The sequence below is a fragment of the Blastococcus brunescens genome (assembly GCF_035320885.1).
Lineage (GTDB): Bacteria > Actinomycetota > Actinomycetes > Mycobacteriales > Geodermatophilaceae > Blastococcus_B > Blastococcus_B brunescens.
Genome location: NZ_CP141261.1, coordinates 4394995 through 4409970, shown reverse-complemented (window position 1 = coordinate 4409970; position 14976 = coordinate 4394995). Strand labels below are relative to the sequence as shown.

At 74.2% G+C, this 14976-nt stretch carries 17 protein-coding genes and 2 pseudogenes; 9 read left to right on the top strand and 10 right to left on the bottom strand.

The genetic code is table 11. The features are described 5' to 3' along the window. The first annotated feature begins 363 nt into the window (after positions 1–363). A complete protein-coding gene (locus tag U6N30_RS29655; RefSeq protein ID WP_324275095.1) occupies positions 364–726 on the top strand; it encodes a hypothetical protein in 363 nt (120 codons plus the stop codon). Positions 727–948: 222 nt separating this feature from the next. On the opposite strand, the gene U6N30_RS29650 is transcribed toward U6N30_RS29655, so the two are convergent. From U6N30_RS29650 to U6N30_RS29605, 9 genes and pseudogenes are all read right to left on the bottom strand, one after another. Further along, positions 949–1332 (bottom strand): hypothetical protein, encoded by a 384-nt coding sequence (locus U6N30_RS29650; protein ID WP_324275094.1) that lies wholly within the window; start codon positions 1330–1332, stop codon positions 949–951. A gap of 357 nt (positions 1333–1689) precedes the next feature. Then, positions 1690–2394 carry an HNH endonuclease gene (locus tag U6N30_RS29645; protein ID WP_324275093.1) on the bottom strand — a complete coding sequence of 235 codons (705 nt, stop codon included), beginning with the start codon at positions 2392–2394 and terminating at the stop codon, positions 1690–1692. Next, positions 2352–3329 (bottom strand): DUF222 domain-containing protein, encoded by a 978-nt coding sequence (locus U6N30_RS29640; protein WP_324275092.1) that lies wholly within the window; start codon positions 3327–3329, stop codon positions 2352–2354. The genes U6N30_RS29645 and U6N30_RS29640 overlap by 43 nt, the downstream gene beginning before the upstream one ends. Before the next feature lie 206 nt (positions 3330–3535). After that, positions 3536–4009 (bottom strand): class I SAM-dependent methyltransferase, encoded by a 474-nt coding sequence (locus U6N30_RS29635; protein WP_324275091.1) that lies wholly within the window; start codon positions 4007–4009, stop codon positions 3536–3538. 155 nt (positions 4010–4164) lie between these two features. Further along, positions 4165–4794, bottom strand: coding sequence for an FAD-linked oxidase C-terminal domain-containing protein (locus U6N30_RS29630; protein ID WP_324275090.1), 630 nt, complete (start codon positions 4792–4794; stop codon positions 4165–4167). Beyond that, positions 4730–4966, bottom strand: coding sequence for an FAD-linked oxidase C-terminal domain-containing protein (locus U6N30_RS29625; protein ID WP_324278630.1), 237 nt, complete (start codon positions 4964–4966; stop codon positions 4730–4732). The genes U6N30_RS29630 and U6N30_RS29625 overlap by 65 nt, the downstream gene beginning before the upstream one ends. Further along, complete coding sequence (locus tag U6N30_RS29620) at positions 4921–5745, bottom strand: FAD-binding oxidoreductase (RefSeq protein WP_324275089.1); 825 nt, start codon at positions 5743–5745, stop codon at positions 4921–4923. Before U6N30_RS29620 ends, U6N30_RS29625 begins: the two co-directional genes overlap by 46 nt. A gap of 439 nt (positions 5746–6184) precedes the next feature. Then, positions 6185–6709: pseudogene (locus U6N30_RS34910) on the bottom strand (DinB/UmuC family translesion DNA polymerase); the annotation flags it as partial. Positions 6710–6741: 32 nt separating this feature from the next. Further along, positions 6742–7152: a Y-family DNA polymerase gene (locus tag U6N30_RS29605; RefSeq protein ID WP_324275087.1), complete on the bottom strand. Its 411-nt coding sequence runs from the start codon at positions 7150–7152 to the stop codon at positions 6742–6744. Positions 7153–7299: 147 nt separating this feature from the next. Between U6N30_RS29605 and U6N30_RS29600 the strand changes: the two genes are divergently transcribed. The 6 genes and pseudogenes from U6N30_RS29600 (at position 7300) to U6N30_RS29575 (ending at position 12549) form a co-directional block, all read left to right on the top strand. After that, complete coding sequence (locus tag U6N30_RS29600) at positions 7300–7617, top strand: hypothetical protein (protein ID WP_324275086.1); 318 nt, start codon at positions 7300–7302, stop codon at positions 7615–7617. Positions 7618–7848: 231 nt separating this feature from the next. Continuing rightward, complete coding sequence (locus U6N30_RS29595; RefSeq protein WP_324275085.1) at positions 7849–9375, top strand: flotillin family protein; 1527 nt, start codon at positions 7849–7851, stop codon at positions 9373–9375. A gap of 6 nt (positions 9376–9381) precedes the next feature. After that, positions 9382–9924 carry a DinB family protein gene (locus U6N30_RS29590; RefSeq protein ID WP_324275084.1) on the top strand — a complete coding sequence of 181 codons (543 nt, stop codon included), beginning with the start codon at positions 9382–9384 and terminating at the stop codon, positions 9922–9924. 65 nt (positions 9925–9989) lie between these two features. Next, a complete protein-coding gene (locus U6N30_RS29585) occupies positions 9990–10610 on the top strand; it encodes a maleylpyruvate isomerase family mycothiol-dependent enzyme (RefSeq protein ID WP_324275083.1) in 621 nt (206 codons plus the stop codon). A gap of 79 nt (positions 10611–10689) precedes the next feature. Further along, positions 10690–10944 carry a cold-shock protein gene (locus U6N30_RS29580; RefSeq protein ID WP_324275082.1) on the top strand — a complete coding sequence of 85 codons (255 nt, stop codon included), beginning with the start codon at positions 10690–10692 and terminating at the stop codon, positions 10942–10944. Then, positions 10916–12549, top strand: a pseudogene (locus U6N30_RS29575) (DUF5996 family protein). Before U6N30_RS29580 ends, U6N30_RS29575 begins: the two are co-directional and overlap by 29 nt. 123 nt (positions 12550–12672) lie before the next feature. On the opposite strand, the gene U6N30_RS29570 reads toward U6N30_RS29575, so the two are convergent. After that, entirely contained in the window at positions 12673–13008 is a 336-nt protein-coding gene (locus tag U6N30_RS29570) for a hypothetical protein (protein ID WP_324275081.1), read from the bottom strand. A 6-nt stretch (positions 13009–13014) separates the two neighbouring features. Between U6N30_RS29570 and U6N30_RS29565 the strand changes: the two genes are divergently transcribed. Next, on the top strand, positions 13015–13446 hold the full coding sequence (locus U6N30_RS29565) for a hypothetical protein (RefSeq protein WP_324275080.1): 432 nt from the start codon (positions 13015–13017) through the stop codon (positions 13444–13446). Positions 13447–13847: 401 nt separating this feature from the next. Then, complete coding sequence (locus U6N30_RS29560) at positions 13848–14975, top strand: DUF3152 domain-containing protein (RefSeq protein ID WP_324275079.1); 1128 nt, start codon at positions 13848–13850, stop codon at positions 14973–14975. The last annotated feature ends 1 nt before the right edge of the window (position 14976 follow it).

Sequence of the window (14976 nt, the reverse complement as noted above, 5' to 3'; positions counted from 1 at the left end):
GCAATCCCGACGGCGGCTACGGCTGGGGCCTGGAACCGGACCTCCGCTCCGTCACGAGCCAGCCCGGCGGCGCGTTGCACGCGTTCGAGGTGTTCGCCGACGTCTCCCCGCTGATCTCCGGTCGCGCCGCGGAGCTCTGCGACTGGCTGGAGGGCGCGACGTTGCCCGACGGCGGGCTCCCGTTCGCGCTGCCGGTGGCCGATCCCGCCGCGTGCGCCCCTTCTGGACGTCGGCGGAGCCCGGCACGTCGTCCCTGCAGATCACGGCCGTCGTGGCGGGGTCGCGCACCGGATCGCGGCGTCGGATCCGGCGGTCGCGGGGCATCCCTGGCTGGCGCGGGCCACCGAGTACTGCCTCAGGGCGGTGCAGGACCTCGGTGCCGAGCCGCACGCGATGGTGCTCGCGTTCGTGGCGCAATTCCTCGATGCCGCCGCGCCGGTCACGCCCGAGGCCAGGGCGCTCGTCGAAGCCCTCCGGCCGCACGTTCCCCGGGACGGGCTGCTGCACGTGGCCGGCGGAGCTGACGACGAGCTCATGCGGCCGCTGGACTTCGCCCCGGTGCCCGGAGGCCCCGCGCGGGACCTGTTCGCCGACGGGGTGGTCGAGGCGGAGCTCGACCGGCTCGCGGATGGTCAGCAGCCGGACGGCGGCTGGGCCGTCGACTTCGGCAGCTTCTCCCCGCGGCGTCCCTCGAGTGGCGCGGACACCGGACCGTCCAGGCGCTGATCCTGCTGCGCGCCAACGGCGTCCTGTCCTGATCCCGGTCCCGCCGGGACCCGGCTCATGGCGGCCTGCCATGCCCGTCACAGGTTCTCCGCAGGTCGGGATCGCACCGTCAGGACCGACGCGGCCGTCGAGGTCGCCGGAGATGACGGAGGAACCGCGATGCGCGAGCACGAGCAGGAGCGCAACCAGCAGCTGACCGGCGCGCGCCGGCGGTGGGCCCGGTCAGCGGCCCTGGTGGGCAGCGGCGTGGTAGCGGGCGGCGTGGTGGCGGGCGGCATTTTGGCCGGCACGCTGACGGCGAACGCGGCGGAGAACGACGGGCCCACCTCCACCGACGGCGTCTCCGCTGAGTGCGCCGACGGCCGGGGAGGTGGCCTGGGCGGCCACGGGGAGGAGCTCACCGGCGAGACGGCGGCGTCCGTGGAGGAAGCGGTGCTCGCCGGGTACCCCGACGCCACGATCGGCCGGCTGCACACCGACCCCGACGGCGCCTACGAGGCGCACATCCTGACGGCCGACGACGAGCGACTGACGGTCGAACTGGACGAGTCGTTCGCGATCACCGGCACCGACACCCACGACGGCGCCGGCCCGGGACGCGGCCATGGCCCCCACCCGGGCCATGGCGCTACGAGCAGCGAGTCCACGGACGACGACGGCACGGACGACGACGGCACGGACGACGACGGCACGGACGACGACGGCACGGACGACGACGGCACGGACGACGACGGCACGGACGACGACGGCACGGCCAACGGGGCCACCCCACGAACTGAGCGGTCACCCAGCTACTTCCCTCCCGCGGGCACCAAAGGTCGGGGTATCCGCCTCGTCGGGCGCACGGCTCGCCTCGGACCGGCGGCCGTGCGCTCGGTGGGCGGGATGCCCAAGTGCCGCTGGGGCACCCCGGGGCCGCGACCGGCGGCGAGTGCCCGTTCCCTGATGCGAACGCTCTCTGCGTCAGAACGTCTCCGCGTCAGAACGGCGGTGGGTCGGCGGCCGGGTCGTGGGGTGGAGGTTCCTGACCGGGGGTTCCTGGCCGGGTGGTCGCAGGCCGGGTGGTCGGGTGGTGCGGGTGATCCCGGACGGGCTGGTGACGTACAGGGTGCCGTCGGGGTCCATGCGGAAGGTCCAGCCGCGGGCGAAGGTCTTCAGCCGGTGGTGGGATCGGCAGGCGCAGCACAGGTTCGAGCAGGTCGTGGCGCCGCCCCGGGCGTGCGCGACTACGTGGTCGAGGTCGGCCCAGCCGACGCGCTGCCCGCAGTTGGGAAACCGGCAACGACGGTCACGGGTCTTCACGAACCGCCGCTGCGCCGAGGTGGGCTCGTAGGAACCGGTCGGCGGTGGCATCCCGGCTACCGTGCAACTGCACTCCGCGTCGGCGGGGTGGTCGGTGTCGGCGGGGTGGTCGGTGTCGGCGGGGTGGTCGGTGTCGGCGGGGTGGTCGGTGTCGGCGGGGTGGTCGGTGTCGGCGGGGTGGTCGGTGTCGGCGGGGTGGTCGGTGTCGGCGGGGTGGTCGGTGTCGGCGGGGTGGTCGGGGCAGCCTCTCGCGGCCAGCCGGGCCAGCTCCGCTGCGCTGAGGGTCGCGAGCAGACGGCCGTTGGGGTCGGTGAGCGCGAACGTCAGCGTCCCGCCCTCGGGGGTCTGCAGGCCCAGGGCGCCCACCCGGCGCAGCAGGTCGCGCAGCTGGGCGGCGCTGAGACCGAGCCCGTTGACCTCCCCGCCGCGGGTCGAGGTGCCCGCCACCCCTCCAGGGCGGCGGACACGGCCAGGTTCACCGTCACCCCGGGCAGGCCGGAGTCGGCCGGGCGCAGGATGAGCATGGCGTGGATCGCCGCCCGGATGGCCCCGATCGGCCGCGGGTCGCCGTCGGCCTTGGCCATCGCGGCCAGTTGGTCGATCACGTCGTAGCAGGCCGCGGCCTCGGCCACGGGCAGGTCGGTGGACAGGGTGGCCATGCCGTCACCGGCATCGGCGCAGCGCACGTCAGCGGCCCGCTGCGCCTCCTCGTGCCGCTGCCCGACCGCGTCGGCGTCCAGTTCGGCCAGCAGCTCCAGCGCTCGCGCTCGCAGCCGGGCCACCGACAGGTCACCGGCCCCCGGCAGCAGCACCCCTCCACCGCGCCGGCCACCCCCGGCGGGCTGTGCTGCAGCGCATCGGCCAGCGCCGAGGCCCGCCGCTCGTCGATCTCCCCCGGGCCAGCGCGGCGAACGTCGCCGGCAACCTGTCCCGCCACGTGAACGCCCGCCGCGCCCGCACCGCCGCCGTCCCCGGCCCAGATTGATCGCGTGCGCGACCTCGTCGGGGAAGAACTCGCTCACCCCGGCGAACTCCGGATCGGTCCTGCGCCAGCCGCGCCGCGCCCCCGGCGTTCCCGGCGCCGGATCCTCCCCATCGGGCCGCAGCTCCGCCAGCCGCAGGATCAGCTCCGCCTCCCGCGCGGCCTCCCGCGCCCGGTTGCGCTGGATGCGACCGAGTTCCTCGGCGACCCGCTCGTCATCCAGCAGACGGGCAGGCAGACGCGACACCGGCTCCGGCTGGACCGCCAGCCAACCCGCCAACAACTCCTCCACCGGAGAGGCGTCCACCGTCTGCTGCACGGATCGAACATACGTGCGACCAGTGACAAATTTCCGCGGACGAGGTGAGGTCTCATGGCACGACGGCCACAGCCGCGTCGCGCGGTCGTTCGACGCGTTCCGACCGGAGGACGACGGAGCGACATCGCACCGATGACGCTCAGGCAGCGCAGTCGACCAGCCGAGCGGGACGGTCGTGCCGGGGCGGGGATCAGGCGGGGTGGGGATCAGGCGGGGCGGAGGACGGCGACCAGGAAGTCGGAGTCCGGCTCGAACGGCCGAAGGTCCCAGGTGGACAGCAGCAGGTCCGGCTCCCATCCCGCCGCACGCGCGTCGGCCAGGAAGTCGTCGAACTCATACCCGCGGCCCGCGCCGAAGCCGATGACGGCCCGGCCGGCGTCGGTGATGTGCGCGCGCAGCCGGCGCAGGACGGCGCCCCGCGTCGACGGCGCCAGGAAGGTCATGACGTTGCCGGCGCTGACGATCGCGTCGAACTGCCCGTCCACGCCCCGCGCCGGTAGATCGAGCTCGGCCAGGTCCCCCACCAGCCAGCGCGGGCCCGGGTGGTCCTCCTCCGCCGCCGCGATGAGCACCGGGTCCACGTCCACGCCGACCACCTCGTGCCCGGCCCCGTGCAGGAAGCCGCCGACCCGCCCCGGACCGCATCCGGCGTCGAGCACCCGCGAGCGGCGGGCCAGCATCGCGTCGACCAGCCGCGCCTCCCCACCAGGTCCATCCCCTGTTCGGCGAGAGTGCGGAAGCGCTGCACATAGGCGGCCGAGTGCTCGGGGTCCTCCTGAGTCATCCGGGTCCACATGCTGGGTTCGGTCGCCGGGTGCTCGGTCATAGCGCCGTTCTACACGGGATCGACCAGCACGCCCGGGTTGAGGATCCCGGCCGGGTCCAGCGCCGCCTTCACCGACCGAAGCGCGACGGCGAACGGCTCGGGGCGCTGCCGGTCGTAGCCGGGACGGTGATCGCGGCCGACGGCGTGGTGGTGCGTGACCGTCGCGCCGAGGCGGCCGAGCACGTCCGTCGCCGCCGTCTTCACGTCGTCCCACATGGCCACCTCCGAACCGGGACGGCCGGCCGCGATCACGGTGAAGTACGGGGCGACCCCGTCCGGGTAGACGTGGGTGAACCGGCAGTTCATCAGGCCCGGTGCCCCGGTGACCTCCTGCACGGCCGCGCCGACCTCCTCCCGCACCGTCGCGTACAGCTCGTCGAGGCGGTCCCAGGTGCAGGCCGTCTCGAACGTCTCGACGAGCGCGCTCATCCGCGCCAGGCCGTCGCGGACGTAGGGCATCCGCAGGAACGCCGAGCGCCAGGCGTCGGCGGCGGAGTTGCCCCCACCCTCCCCACCGGAGTCCTTCCCCCGCCCCCAGCGCGGACGACGCCGCCGTGGTCCCGGGCCAGCTCGGTCAGCTCCGCCATCCGGCTCTCCACCGGGTGCACAGACGACTCGACGCCCAGCACGAGCACGCACTCCCCGCCGTCGACGCGCCGGACAGGGCCGCCTCGCCCGGGTCGAGCAGGCGGCAGTTCGCCGGATGCAGCCCGGCCTGGGCGATCGCTCGAACCGCGGCCATGGCCGGGACCATGGACGGGAACGTCACCGACGTCGAAGCGGTGAACCGCGGCCGGTCCTGCAGCCGCATCCAGGCCTCGGTGATGACGCCGAGCGTCCCTTCCGAGCCCAGGAACAGCCGGTCCGGCGACGGCCCCGCCCCGAACCCGGCAGCCGCCACGACTGGCTGACGCCGATCGGCGTGACGACGCGCAGCGACTCCACCAGGTCGTCGATGTGCGTGTGCAGGGTCGCGTAGTGGCCGCCGGCGCGCGTGGCCAGCCAGCCGCCGAGCGTGGAGAACTGGAAGCTCTGCGGGAAGTGGCGCAAGGTCAGGCCGTGCGGGCGCAGCTGGGCCTCCAGCACCGGGCCGAGCGCCCCGCCCTGGATCCGCGCCGCCCGGCTCACGGGGTCGATCTCGAGCACGCGGTCCAGGCCGGTGAGGTCCATGGACAGCCACGGACGGTCGCCGCGGTACTCCACGCCACCGACGACGGAGCTCCCGCCGCCGAACGGCACGACCGCGGCGCTCGCCGACCCGGCCCAGTCCAGCAGGCGGACGACGTCGTCCTCCGTCGCCGGGCACGCCACGGCGTCCGGCGCGCCGGCCAGGTCCCCCGCCAGGGCGCGGACGACGTCCCGGTAGGCCTTTCCGTACGTGTGCCCGGCGCGCACGGCGGGGTCGACGGTCACGGGCAGCGACGCCGGCGGGCTCAGCCGGGACGGCGGCAGCTCCAGGTCCGCCAGCCGAGGAACGGGCCGGGGCCGGTCGGGTAGCCCCGGCAGCATGCCGGCGAGCGCGATGCACTCGTCGTCCCGAAGGGCGCGATCGGTCGTGCCCCATCCCCACCAGGAGCGATCGGCGGTCATCGGCCCTCCTGCAGGGGCCCGCCCCCGCTGGGGGCACCTCCCGCTTGCGGGGAGCGAGTGGTGGGGGCAGGAGGGTCCTGCGACCAGTCGGGCGGATCGGCGGGTTCGAGCAGCGGGTCGTCGGCGGCCAGCGTGCGCACCGGGCCGGGCGCCGTGCGCGGCCCTCGAAGCGCACCGTCACCCGCCCGAGGCCGCGGCCCCACACCCACCCGGCGCCGAGCTCCGCGTGGCGGACATCCTGCCCCGGCCACCAGCGGCGCTCGGCCGGCAGGGCAGCGTCGGGCGCGGGCTCGGGCGCGTCCACGGCGCTGATCACGTCGGGAAGCGGCTCACCCTCCCCGGCCAGCAGCTCTTCGGCGAACAGGTCACCCTGCGCGTAGACCGACAGCCCGGACACTCCGACGCCGAGCAGCCGCAGGCCGCCCTGCGTGCCCGCCTCCGCGAGCAGCCGGCGGGCCGTCGTGGAGATCGTCCGCACGTCGTCGGTGGGCTGCGGCAGGGTCTGCGAGCGGGTCAACGTGGTGAAGTCGTAGCGGCGCAGCTTCACCGTCACCGTGCGCCCGGAGAAGGCCGACGTCTGCAGCCGCCTGCCCACGCGGGCGGCCATCGAGTCGATCTCGCGCCCCAGCACGTCGAGATCGGTCAGGTCGCGCTCGAAGGTCTCCTCGTGCGACACCGACTTCACCCCGCGGTCGGGGACCACCGGCCGGTCGTCCTCGGCCCGCGCCAGCGCGTACAACCCCGACCCGTGCGCCCTGCCGGCCAGGGCCACGAGGTCGGGCAGCGACTTCGCGGCCAGGTCGCCGACCGTCTTCACGCCGATCTGGTGCAGTCGCTCGGCCGTCGCCGGTCCCACGCCGCCGAGACGGGTCACCGGCAGCGGGTGCAGCACCTCGAGCTCGCACCCGGGCGGGACGACGACGAGCCCGTCCGGCTTCTGCAGGTCCGAGCCGATCTTCGCCATGAGCTTCGACGTCCCGATCCCGACCGAGCCGGTCACTCCCCGGTCGCCTCGGCGATGCGCTCCTTGAGCCGACGACCGATCTCCGTGACGCCCTCCACCGAGAGCTCGTGACCCTCGTCGGCGGCGAGGTCGACGTAGGCCTCGTCGAGCGACGCCGGCTCCACCAGCGGGGACAGCTCCCGCAGCAGGGCCATGACGACGTCGGAGGTCGCGCGGTAGGCGGCGAACCGGCCACCGAGGAACGCCGTCCCCGACGGACACCGTCGCCGCGCCTCCGCCGTGGACATCGCCGACCGGGCGCCGAAGGCCCGCGCCTCGTACGACGCCGTGGCGACGACGCCGCGCCCGCCGACGCCGCCGACCACGACGGGGCGGCCGCGCAGCGACGGCTTGTCGCGCTGCTCGACGGCGGCGAAGAAGGCGTCGAGGTCGAGGTGCAGCACACTCGCCTCCCGTCGCATGCACCGATGATCGCCCGTGCTGCCGACATGCGGTGTCCCACCCCGTTCACACGACTGTGGATTTCCTTGCCCCGGTCGTATCGCAACTGAGAGCCTTCGGGTCCGGTCGTGGTGAGGAGGACGCACGGAGTGGCAACGGTCTTCTTCGTCATCGGTGCCCTCGGTCTGGTCGTGCTCCTGCTGTCCCTCTTCGTCGGGGAGCTCGGCGATCTCGGGATCGGAGATGTCGACGCCGACGGGCCGTTCTCCGTGCCGGCGATCGCGGCGCTGCTCGGCGGCGCCGGCTTCGGCGGTGCCGCGGCGACGAGCCTGCTGCCCGAGGACCTGCCGGACGGCGTCGCCGCGGTGCTGGCGCTGGCCGTCGGGCTCGCCGTCGCCGTCCCGCTGGCATGGGGGCCGTCCGGCTCTCCCACGCGCTCAAGGACATGCCGACTCAGCCGACCCTGACCCGCCATCACCTCATCGGTGCTCAGGGCGTCGTCGTGTCGGCCGTGCCGAGCCCCGGTCTCGGCGAGGTCCGGTTGGCCGTCGCCGGCCAGCAGCTGAAGTTCTCCGCCCGCAGCGACGTGCCGCTGCCCGCCGGGACGCCGGTCTACGTGGTCGAAGCCCTCAGCGAGACCGCGGTCGAGGTCGTCTCGACCGCCCCCGAGAACCACCCCTACCCGGAGGCGAATCCCCGTGACGCTGATCTACGCCATCGGCGGCATCGCCGTCCTGGTCGTCCTGCTGGTGCTGCTGATGCTGTCCCGGATCAAGGTCGCGGGCCCCAACCAGGCCTTCATCGTCACCGGACGCCAGGGCAGGGAGGTCACCAGCGACAGCGGCGTGATCTCGCGCGACTCCTCCGGGCAGAAGGTCGTGCTCGGCGCGAGCGTCTTCGTGCTGCCGGTGGTCCAGAAGCTGCACACGATGGACCTGTCCAGCCGCCGGATCCCGGTCGGTATCCGGGGAGCCGTGTCGCTGCAGGGCGTCAAGTGCGACCTCGAGGGTGTCGCGATCGTCAAGGTCGGCGGTTCCGAGAGCTCCATCCGCGCCGCCGCCCAGCGCTTCCTCAACCAGCAGCAGGGGATCGACACCTTCACCTCGGAGGTGCTCGCCGGTGCGCTGCGGTCGATCGTCGGCCGGCTGACCATCGAGGAGATCATCCGCGACCGCGCCGCGTTCGCCTCCGCCGTCGCCGAGGAGGCCGAGTCCTCGCTCACCGGCCAGGGCCTCGTCCTCGACACCTTCCAGCTGCAGGACATCCAGGCCGAAGGGTCCTACCTCGCCGACCTCGGCCGCCCCGAGGCCGCCCGGGTGCTCAAGGAGGCCAGCATCGCCGAGGCGCGGGCCCGGCAGGCCGCCCAGCAGGAGCAGCTGCTCGCCGACGAGGCGATCGCCATCGCCCAGCGCCAGCTGGCGCTCAAGCAGGCCGAGATCACCGCCGAGACCGACGCCGCCACGGCGCGCGCGGCCGCGGCGGGTCCGCTGGCCCAGGCCGCGCAGGACCAGGCCATCCTCGCCGAGCAGGAGAAGGTCGCCGTCCGGACGGCGTCGCTGACCGAGCGGCAGCTGGACACGAAGGTGCGCCGCCCCGCCGACGCGGAGCGCTACCGCGTGGAGCAGGAGGCAGAGGGCCGCAAGAACTCGGCCATCCTGACCGCCGAGGCGCAGCGGCAGGCGACGATCGCTGCCGCCCAGGCCGCCGCCGAGCAGGCCAAGCTCTCCGGCGAGGGCGAGCGGGCCCGCCGGTCGGCGCTGGCCGAGGCCGAGGCGATCGAGGGTGCCAAGCGCGGTGAGGCGGAGAAGCTGCGCCGCGAGGCCATCGCCGACGCCGTCGAGCGCGAGGGTGCCGCCGAGGCGGCCGCGATCCTCGCCCGCGGTCAGGCCGAAGCCGAGGCCCTGGACGCCCGCTCGGACGCCTTCGCCAAGTACGGCGAGGCAGCGATCCTGGAGATGCTGGTCAAGGTGCTGCCCGACGTCGTCGGCGCGGCCGCCGCACCGCTGTCAGCGGTGGAGAAGATGACCGTCATCTCCTCCGACGGAGCCGGCGCGCTGGGCAAGTCGGTCGCGGCCAACGTGGCGCAGGGGCTGCAGCTCTCCGGTGACCTGACCGGCATCGACGTCGGCGCGCTGCTCCGCCGGCTCGGTGGCGCCGACGGGGTCACCCGGGTGCCGATCTCCTCCGACGGCGACGCAGCTGCGGCCAACGGCGCCACGGGCTGAGCTGGCGTGAGCGACCTGGACGAGCACGGCCGGCCCCAGCCGCCGCTGGACGGCGACGAGACGGCCACGCTGCTGGGCTTCCTCGACCTCCAGCGCGCCACCCTCGACTGGAAGACCGCCGGCCTGGACGCGGACGCCCTCCGGGTGTCGGTCGCCGCGTCGACGGTGACCCTCGGCGGGCTGCTCAAGCACCTGGCACTCGTGGAGTCGCTCTGGTTCTCCCTGTGGCTGCACGGACGCAGCCCCGGACCGCCGTGGGAGACCGTGGACTGGGACGCCGATCCCGACTGGGCCTGGCACTCGGCGGTCGACGACGCACCCGAGGAGCTGCGCGCGCTCTGGGAGGGCGCCGTGGACCGGGCCCGTGCAGCGGTGGCCGAGGCGCTCACCGACGGCGGCCTGGGCAGGCCGGCCACGGTGCCGCCCTGGGACGACGACAGCCGCCCCACCCTCCGCTGGATCGTCGTCCACATGATCGAGGAGTACGCGCGGCACAACGGCCACGCCGACCTGATCCGGGAGTCGATCGACGGCCAGACCGGCGAGTAGGCGGTTGGGTTCGCCGTGGGCCGGAGCGGCGACACGGCTGCCGAACGGTCCTAGGGTCCCGGCGCATGAGCGTGATGGCGCAGGCGCGGGCCGAGCGCGAGGACCTCCTTGAACTGGTGGAACGGCTCACCCCGGAGCAGTGGCGCACGCCGTCGCTGTGCGAGGGCTGGACCGTGCGCGACGTCGTCGCCCACGTGCTGAGCTACGACGAGCCGAGCCTCCGGGAGCTGGCGGTCCGCTTCGCCCGCGGCCGCTTCCTCGTCGACCGCACGAACGCGATCGGGCTGCAGGACAACGCCGAGCGCACCCCCGCCGAGCTGGTCGAGCTGCTCCGCGCGCACCTCACGCCGACAGGGCTGACCGCGGGGATGGGTGGGACGATCGCGCTCACCGACGGGCTCATCCACCAGCAGGACATCCGGCGCCCGCTGGGCGAGACCCGGACCATCCCGGCGGACCGGCTGTTCCCGGCGCTCCGGACCGCCCTTTTCGCCCCGGTCCTGCGCGGAGTGCTGCGGGTACGGGACGTCCGGCTGGTGGCGACCGACCTGGACTGGGCGTTCGGTCGCGGCCCGGAGGTCCACGGCACCGCGGAGGTCCTCCTGATGGCCATCGCCGGGCGGAAGGCGGTCGCCGACGAGCTCTCCGGGCCGGGCCGATCCCGGGTGGCGCAGCGCCTCGGTTGAGCCCTGCCCTGCCCTGCCGCTCTGCCTTGCCCTGCTGCTCTGCCTTGCCGCCGCAGGCGGGCGCGCTCACCCTGGGCGGATGGCGCGCAGCGGCACGAACGTGGGCACGGTCGTCCGGTGGAACGCCGACCAGGGCACCGGCTTCATCGAGTCGCCCGATCTCCCGGACGACTGCTGGGTGGAGGCCGCAGCGGTGGATCCCGGCGCGGGCGGTGACCTGCGCGCGGGGCAGGTCGTGGAGGTGGAGTGGGCCGAGTCCGGAGATGCCAGCCATCCCGTGCGAGCCCTCCGCGTGACGCCACGGGATGATCTGCAGGCGACACCGGGGGCCTGACCCGGCGCTGCGCCGGTCGTCGTCGACGGCGACGGCGGCCGGGACCCCAGGTCGGGGCCGGTGGCACCTGCGACCAGGAGGGCGGCATGCTGGCCCCGTGACGACGGCGGGCGTGCAGCGGGCGGACGAACGGTGGCCGGCGATCCCGGTGGCCGACTGGGTCGAGACACGGGACACCCTGCAGCTGTACACGCAGGTGATCGGCAAGGTCCGGATGGTCAACGCTGGGCTGTCCAACCACTGGTGGAACGTGCCGCTGTACCCGACGGCGCGAGGGCTGACCACCTCGCTGATGCCGCACCCGACCGGCCCGCATTTCCAGGTGGACCTCGACTTCGTCGCCCACCGGCTGGACGTCGTCACGTCCGACGGCAGATCCGGGTCGATCCCGCTCGGCCCCCGCCCGGTCGCCGACTTCTACGACGACGTCATGGGGCTGCTCGGGGGACTCGGCGTGGCGACGTCGATCTGGCCCGTGCCGGTCGAGATCGAGGGCGCCATCCCGTTCCCGGACGACCGGGTGCACGCGAGCTACGACCCCGACGCCGTCCACCGCTTCTGGCTGGCCCTGCTCCAGATGTGGCGGGTGTTCACGCAGTTCCGCGACCGGTTCCTCGGCAAGTCCAGCCCGGTGCACTTCTTCTGGGGCGCGCTCGACCTGGCCACGACCCGGTTCTCCGGGCGGCCGGCCCCGCCGCATCCGGGTGGGGCGCCGAACTGCGGCCCGCACGTGATGCTCGAGGCCTACTCGCACGAGGTCAGCAGCTGCGGCTACTGGCCCGGCCCGCCAGGGCAGGAGGGCGTCTTCTACAGCTACGCCTATCCGGAGCCGGCCGGCTTCCGCGACGTCACCGGCCTGCCGGAGGGGCCTTCTGGGACGACGGGCTGGGCGAGTTCGTCCTCCCCTACGAGCTGGTGCGGACGGCGCCGGATCCCGACGCGCTGCTGCTGGCCTTCCTCCAGCGCACGTACGAGGCGGCAGCGGATGCGGCCGGCTGGGATCGTGCCGCCCTGGAGCGTGGCGGCGTCATCCTCGGTGAGCGCCGCCGCTGGGAGCCAGTCGGCGTCGAGCAGTTCGGCGATCTCCTGCAGCGACGACGTGTCCGCTCCCGCGGCCGAGCCGATGACCGCCAGCCGCTCCACCATCACCCGGGCGACCTGCTCCTCCACGGTGTCCTCGGCGAAGGCGATCCGCCACGGCGACACCTTCCCGTCGCGGTGGGTCCGGCCGGTGACCTGCCGCGCCTGGATCCCGGAGAACCGCGGCTGGTGGAACAGCCCCACCCGCGGGGTGTCGGATGCCGGACGCCCGTCCGGCAGGAGCTCGCCGGCGTGCAGCGAGATGGACGCGGTCACGGTGAAGACGCACACCATGGCCTCCCCGCTGGAAGCGGAGCCGCTCGGCCTCGACGTCGAAGCGGTCCCGCCCGTAGATGCCGGCCACCGGGATGCCGGCGTCGAGAAGCGCCTCGCGGATCGGATCGGCCGCCGTCTCGACGAACTCGACCGACACCGCCACCTGGCGCTCGGCCTCCACCTGCGCCCGGATCCAGTCGACCGTCGCCTGCACCCGGATCAGCCCGGCCTTCTGGCGGAACCGCATGATCGCGGCCCGGCCCTTGGCGCTCTGGCGTGACCGACGGGCCAGCTGCATCTCGGCCCGGAAGTCCGACCATTCGGACTCGTAGGCGGCCCGCTCGGCCGGAGTCAGCGCCACCGGTGTGCCGGTCACCGACACGGGGCCCCAGGGGCCGGGCGGTGCAGGGTCGCGGGCGGATCGGTGTCGGCGAGCCACCCCTGCAGCCGTGCCAGGTCGGTGCGCCGCTCGTCGGCGTCCTCGGACCACTGCCAGCCGTAGCGGCCACGTTCCACGTGGAACCCGTGCGCGTCGAGCCGCTTGGCCAGGTCCGACCACTCGCGGATCGACTCGCCGTGCCGGACGGCGAACTCGGGGGCGAGGTACGGCAGCTCGAGGGCGTGTGCGCCGGCGTCGCGGTGCAGGCCAGTACGAACGGGGCGTCCTTGACCCGGCCGGCCCCCGAGACGGCCTTCCAGTGCTTCCACCGCTGGGTGGTGGTGTGCCGCACCATGTGCGCCTCGTCGGCGACGACGACGTCGAACCGGAGTGCGGAGACCTTCGCCAGTCGGTCCCACGTGGTCACGCACCAGCGGAGTCCGCCGTCGCCGAACCCGGCGATCGACCGGGCCCAGTGCGGGATGGTGATCGCCGCCGGTCGGTCGGCCACGACCAGGACGGTGGATACCTCCCGCTGCTCGGCGATCGCCTTGACGGCGAGGATCGCCGTCCCGGTCTTGCCGACCCCGGGGTCGTCACCGAGCAGGAACACCCGGCCGCCCTCTGCCGCGTGGGCGGCGACCACCTCGGCCCCGTCGCACTGCTGGTCCCGCGGCGTCATGGGCCGGGCCAGCGGGATCGGCCGGGGCTTCTCGTTGAGCTCGTCCTCGAGGAAACGCTCGAACGAGTACGGCGGCGGGTCGTAGGGCGCCAGCTCCGGCGGCAGCTCCCTGCCCACCCAGACGTGCGCCTGCAGGCCGGCGTGCCAGACCGCCCCGGGGGCGGGGGCGCGGAACGGCACGGCGAGCACCCAGACCCGCTCCCCGGGGCCCGCGGCCGGCGTCTCCGGCGCGGGCTTCTTCGAGCGCGCGGGCGCCGTGGAGCGCTTCGCGCTGGTCGTCGTCCTGCGGCTGGTGGTCGTGCTGCGCCGCCGTCGTCCCGGCATGCGGTCCCCTCTCGCTCGTAAGGGGATCGTCACATGACCTCCCGGCGTGAGGTCGTTAGCGTGGCCGTCGCACAGGTCGGCGGTGCCGGCTCCCGCGCCGCCGATGCCACCCCACGATCGCGCCGGTCGTCCCGGAGCAGGGCCGGCGCCCCGAGGTGACCGATGACCTCCAGCACCACACCTCCGCGCCGGTGCGCCGTCCCCAGGAGCCTGGGCACGCTCGGCGTCCTCGTGCTGACCGTGACCGCCCTCGTGCTGGTGACGGGTCCGCCCGCGTCCGCGGCCGAGCGGACGTACACCTACACGGTCTCGACGCAGGGCTCCGTCCAGGGCGACGTGAACCACTTCGCCGCCGTCGCCCGGCAGACGCTGGCCGACTCCCGCGGCTGGACCGTCGGTGGGTCCATCGCGTTCCAGCAGGTTGCCTCCGGCGGTGACTTCGACCTGATCCTGGCCTCGCCGCAGGTGGTCGGCAACGCCTCTCCCGGGTGCAGCAGCCAGTGGAGCTGCCGGGTGGGCCGCAGCGTGTACATCAACGACGACCGGTGGCGCCTGGCCACCGGATCGTGGCCGCACGGGCTGGGGCACTACCAGCAGTACGTGATCCTGCACGAGGTGGGCCACTGGCTGGGGCTGCCGCACACGGACTGCCCGACCCCTGGCCGCACGGCGTGGGTCATGCAGCAGCAGTCGATCTCGCTGCAGGACTGCCGTGCCAACGTCTGGCCGGTGATCGAGGAGCGCGAGCGGGTCGCCCGCCACCACGGCGTCGGGGTGATCTGGACGGGCATCGAGCACCGGTACCGGCAGCTGGGGCAGCAGGCGGGCCCGCTCGGCGTGCCGGTGTCGTGGATCCAGCCGGTCGGCGACGGCGCGGGCTGGTTCCAGACCTTCTCCGGGAGCCACGGCGCGTCGATCTTCTGGTCACCGAGCACGGGTGCGCAGGAGACGCACGGCGCGATCCGCGGCCTGTACGGCCAACTCGGCTGGCTGTGGGGGCCGCTGGGCTACCCGACCAGCCCGATGGTCCAGGTCGACGACGGCGGGTGGTACCAGCACTACGCCGGTTCCGGTGGCGGCTCGATCTTCTGGACGGCCGGCACCGGTGCCCACGAGGTCTACGGGCCCATCCGGGCCCGCTACGCCCAGCTGGGCTGGCACAAGGGTGAACTGGGCTATCCCGTCAGCGGTGTGCACGCGGTCGCCGGCGGGAGCCAGGTGGACTTCCAGCGCGGTTCCATCCGGCTGGACGACGCGACGGGGCAGACCGAGGTCGTGCGCACCCCGTGAC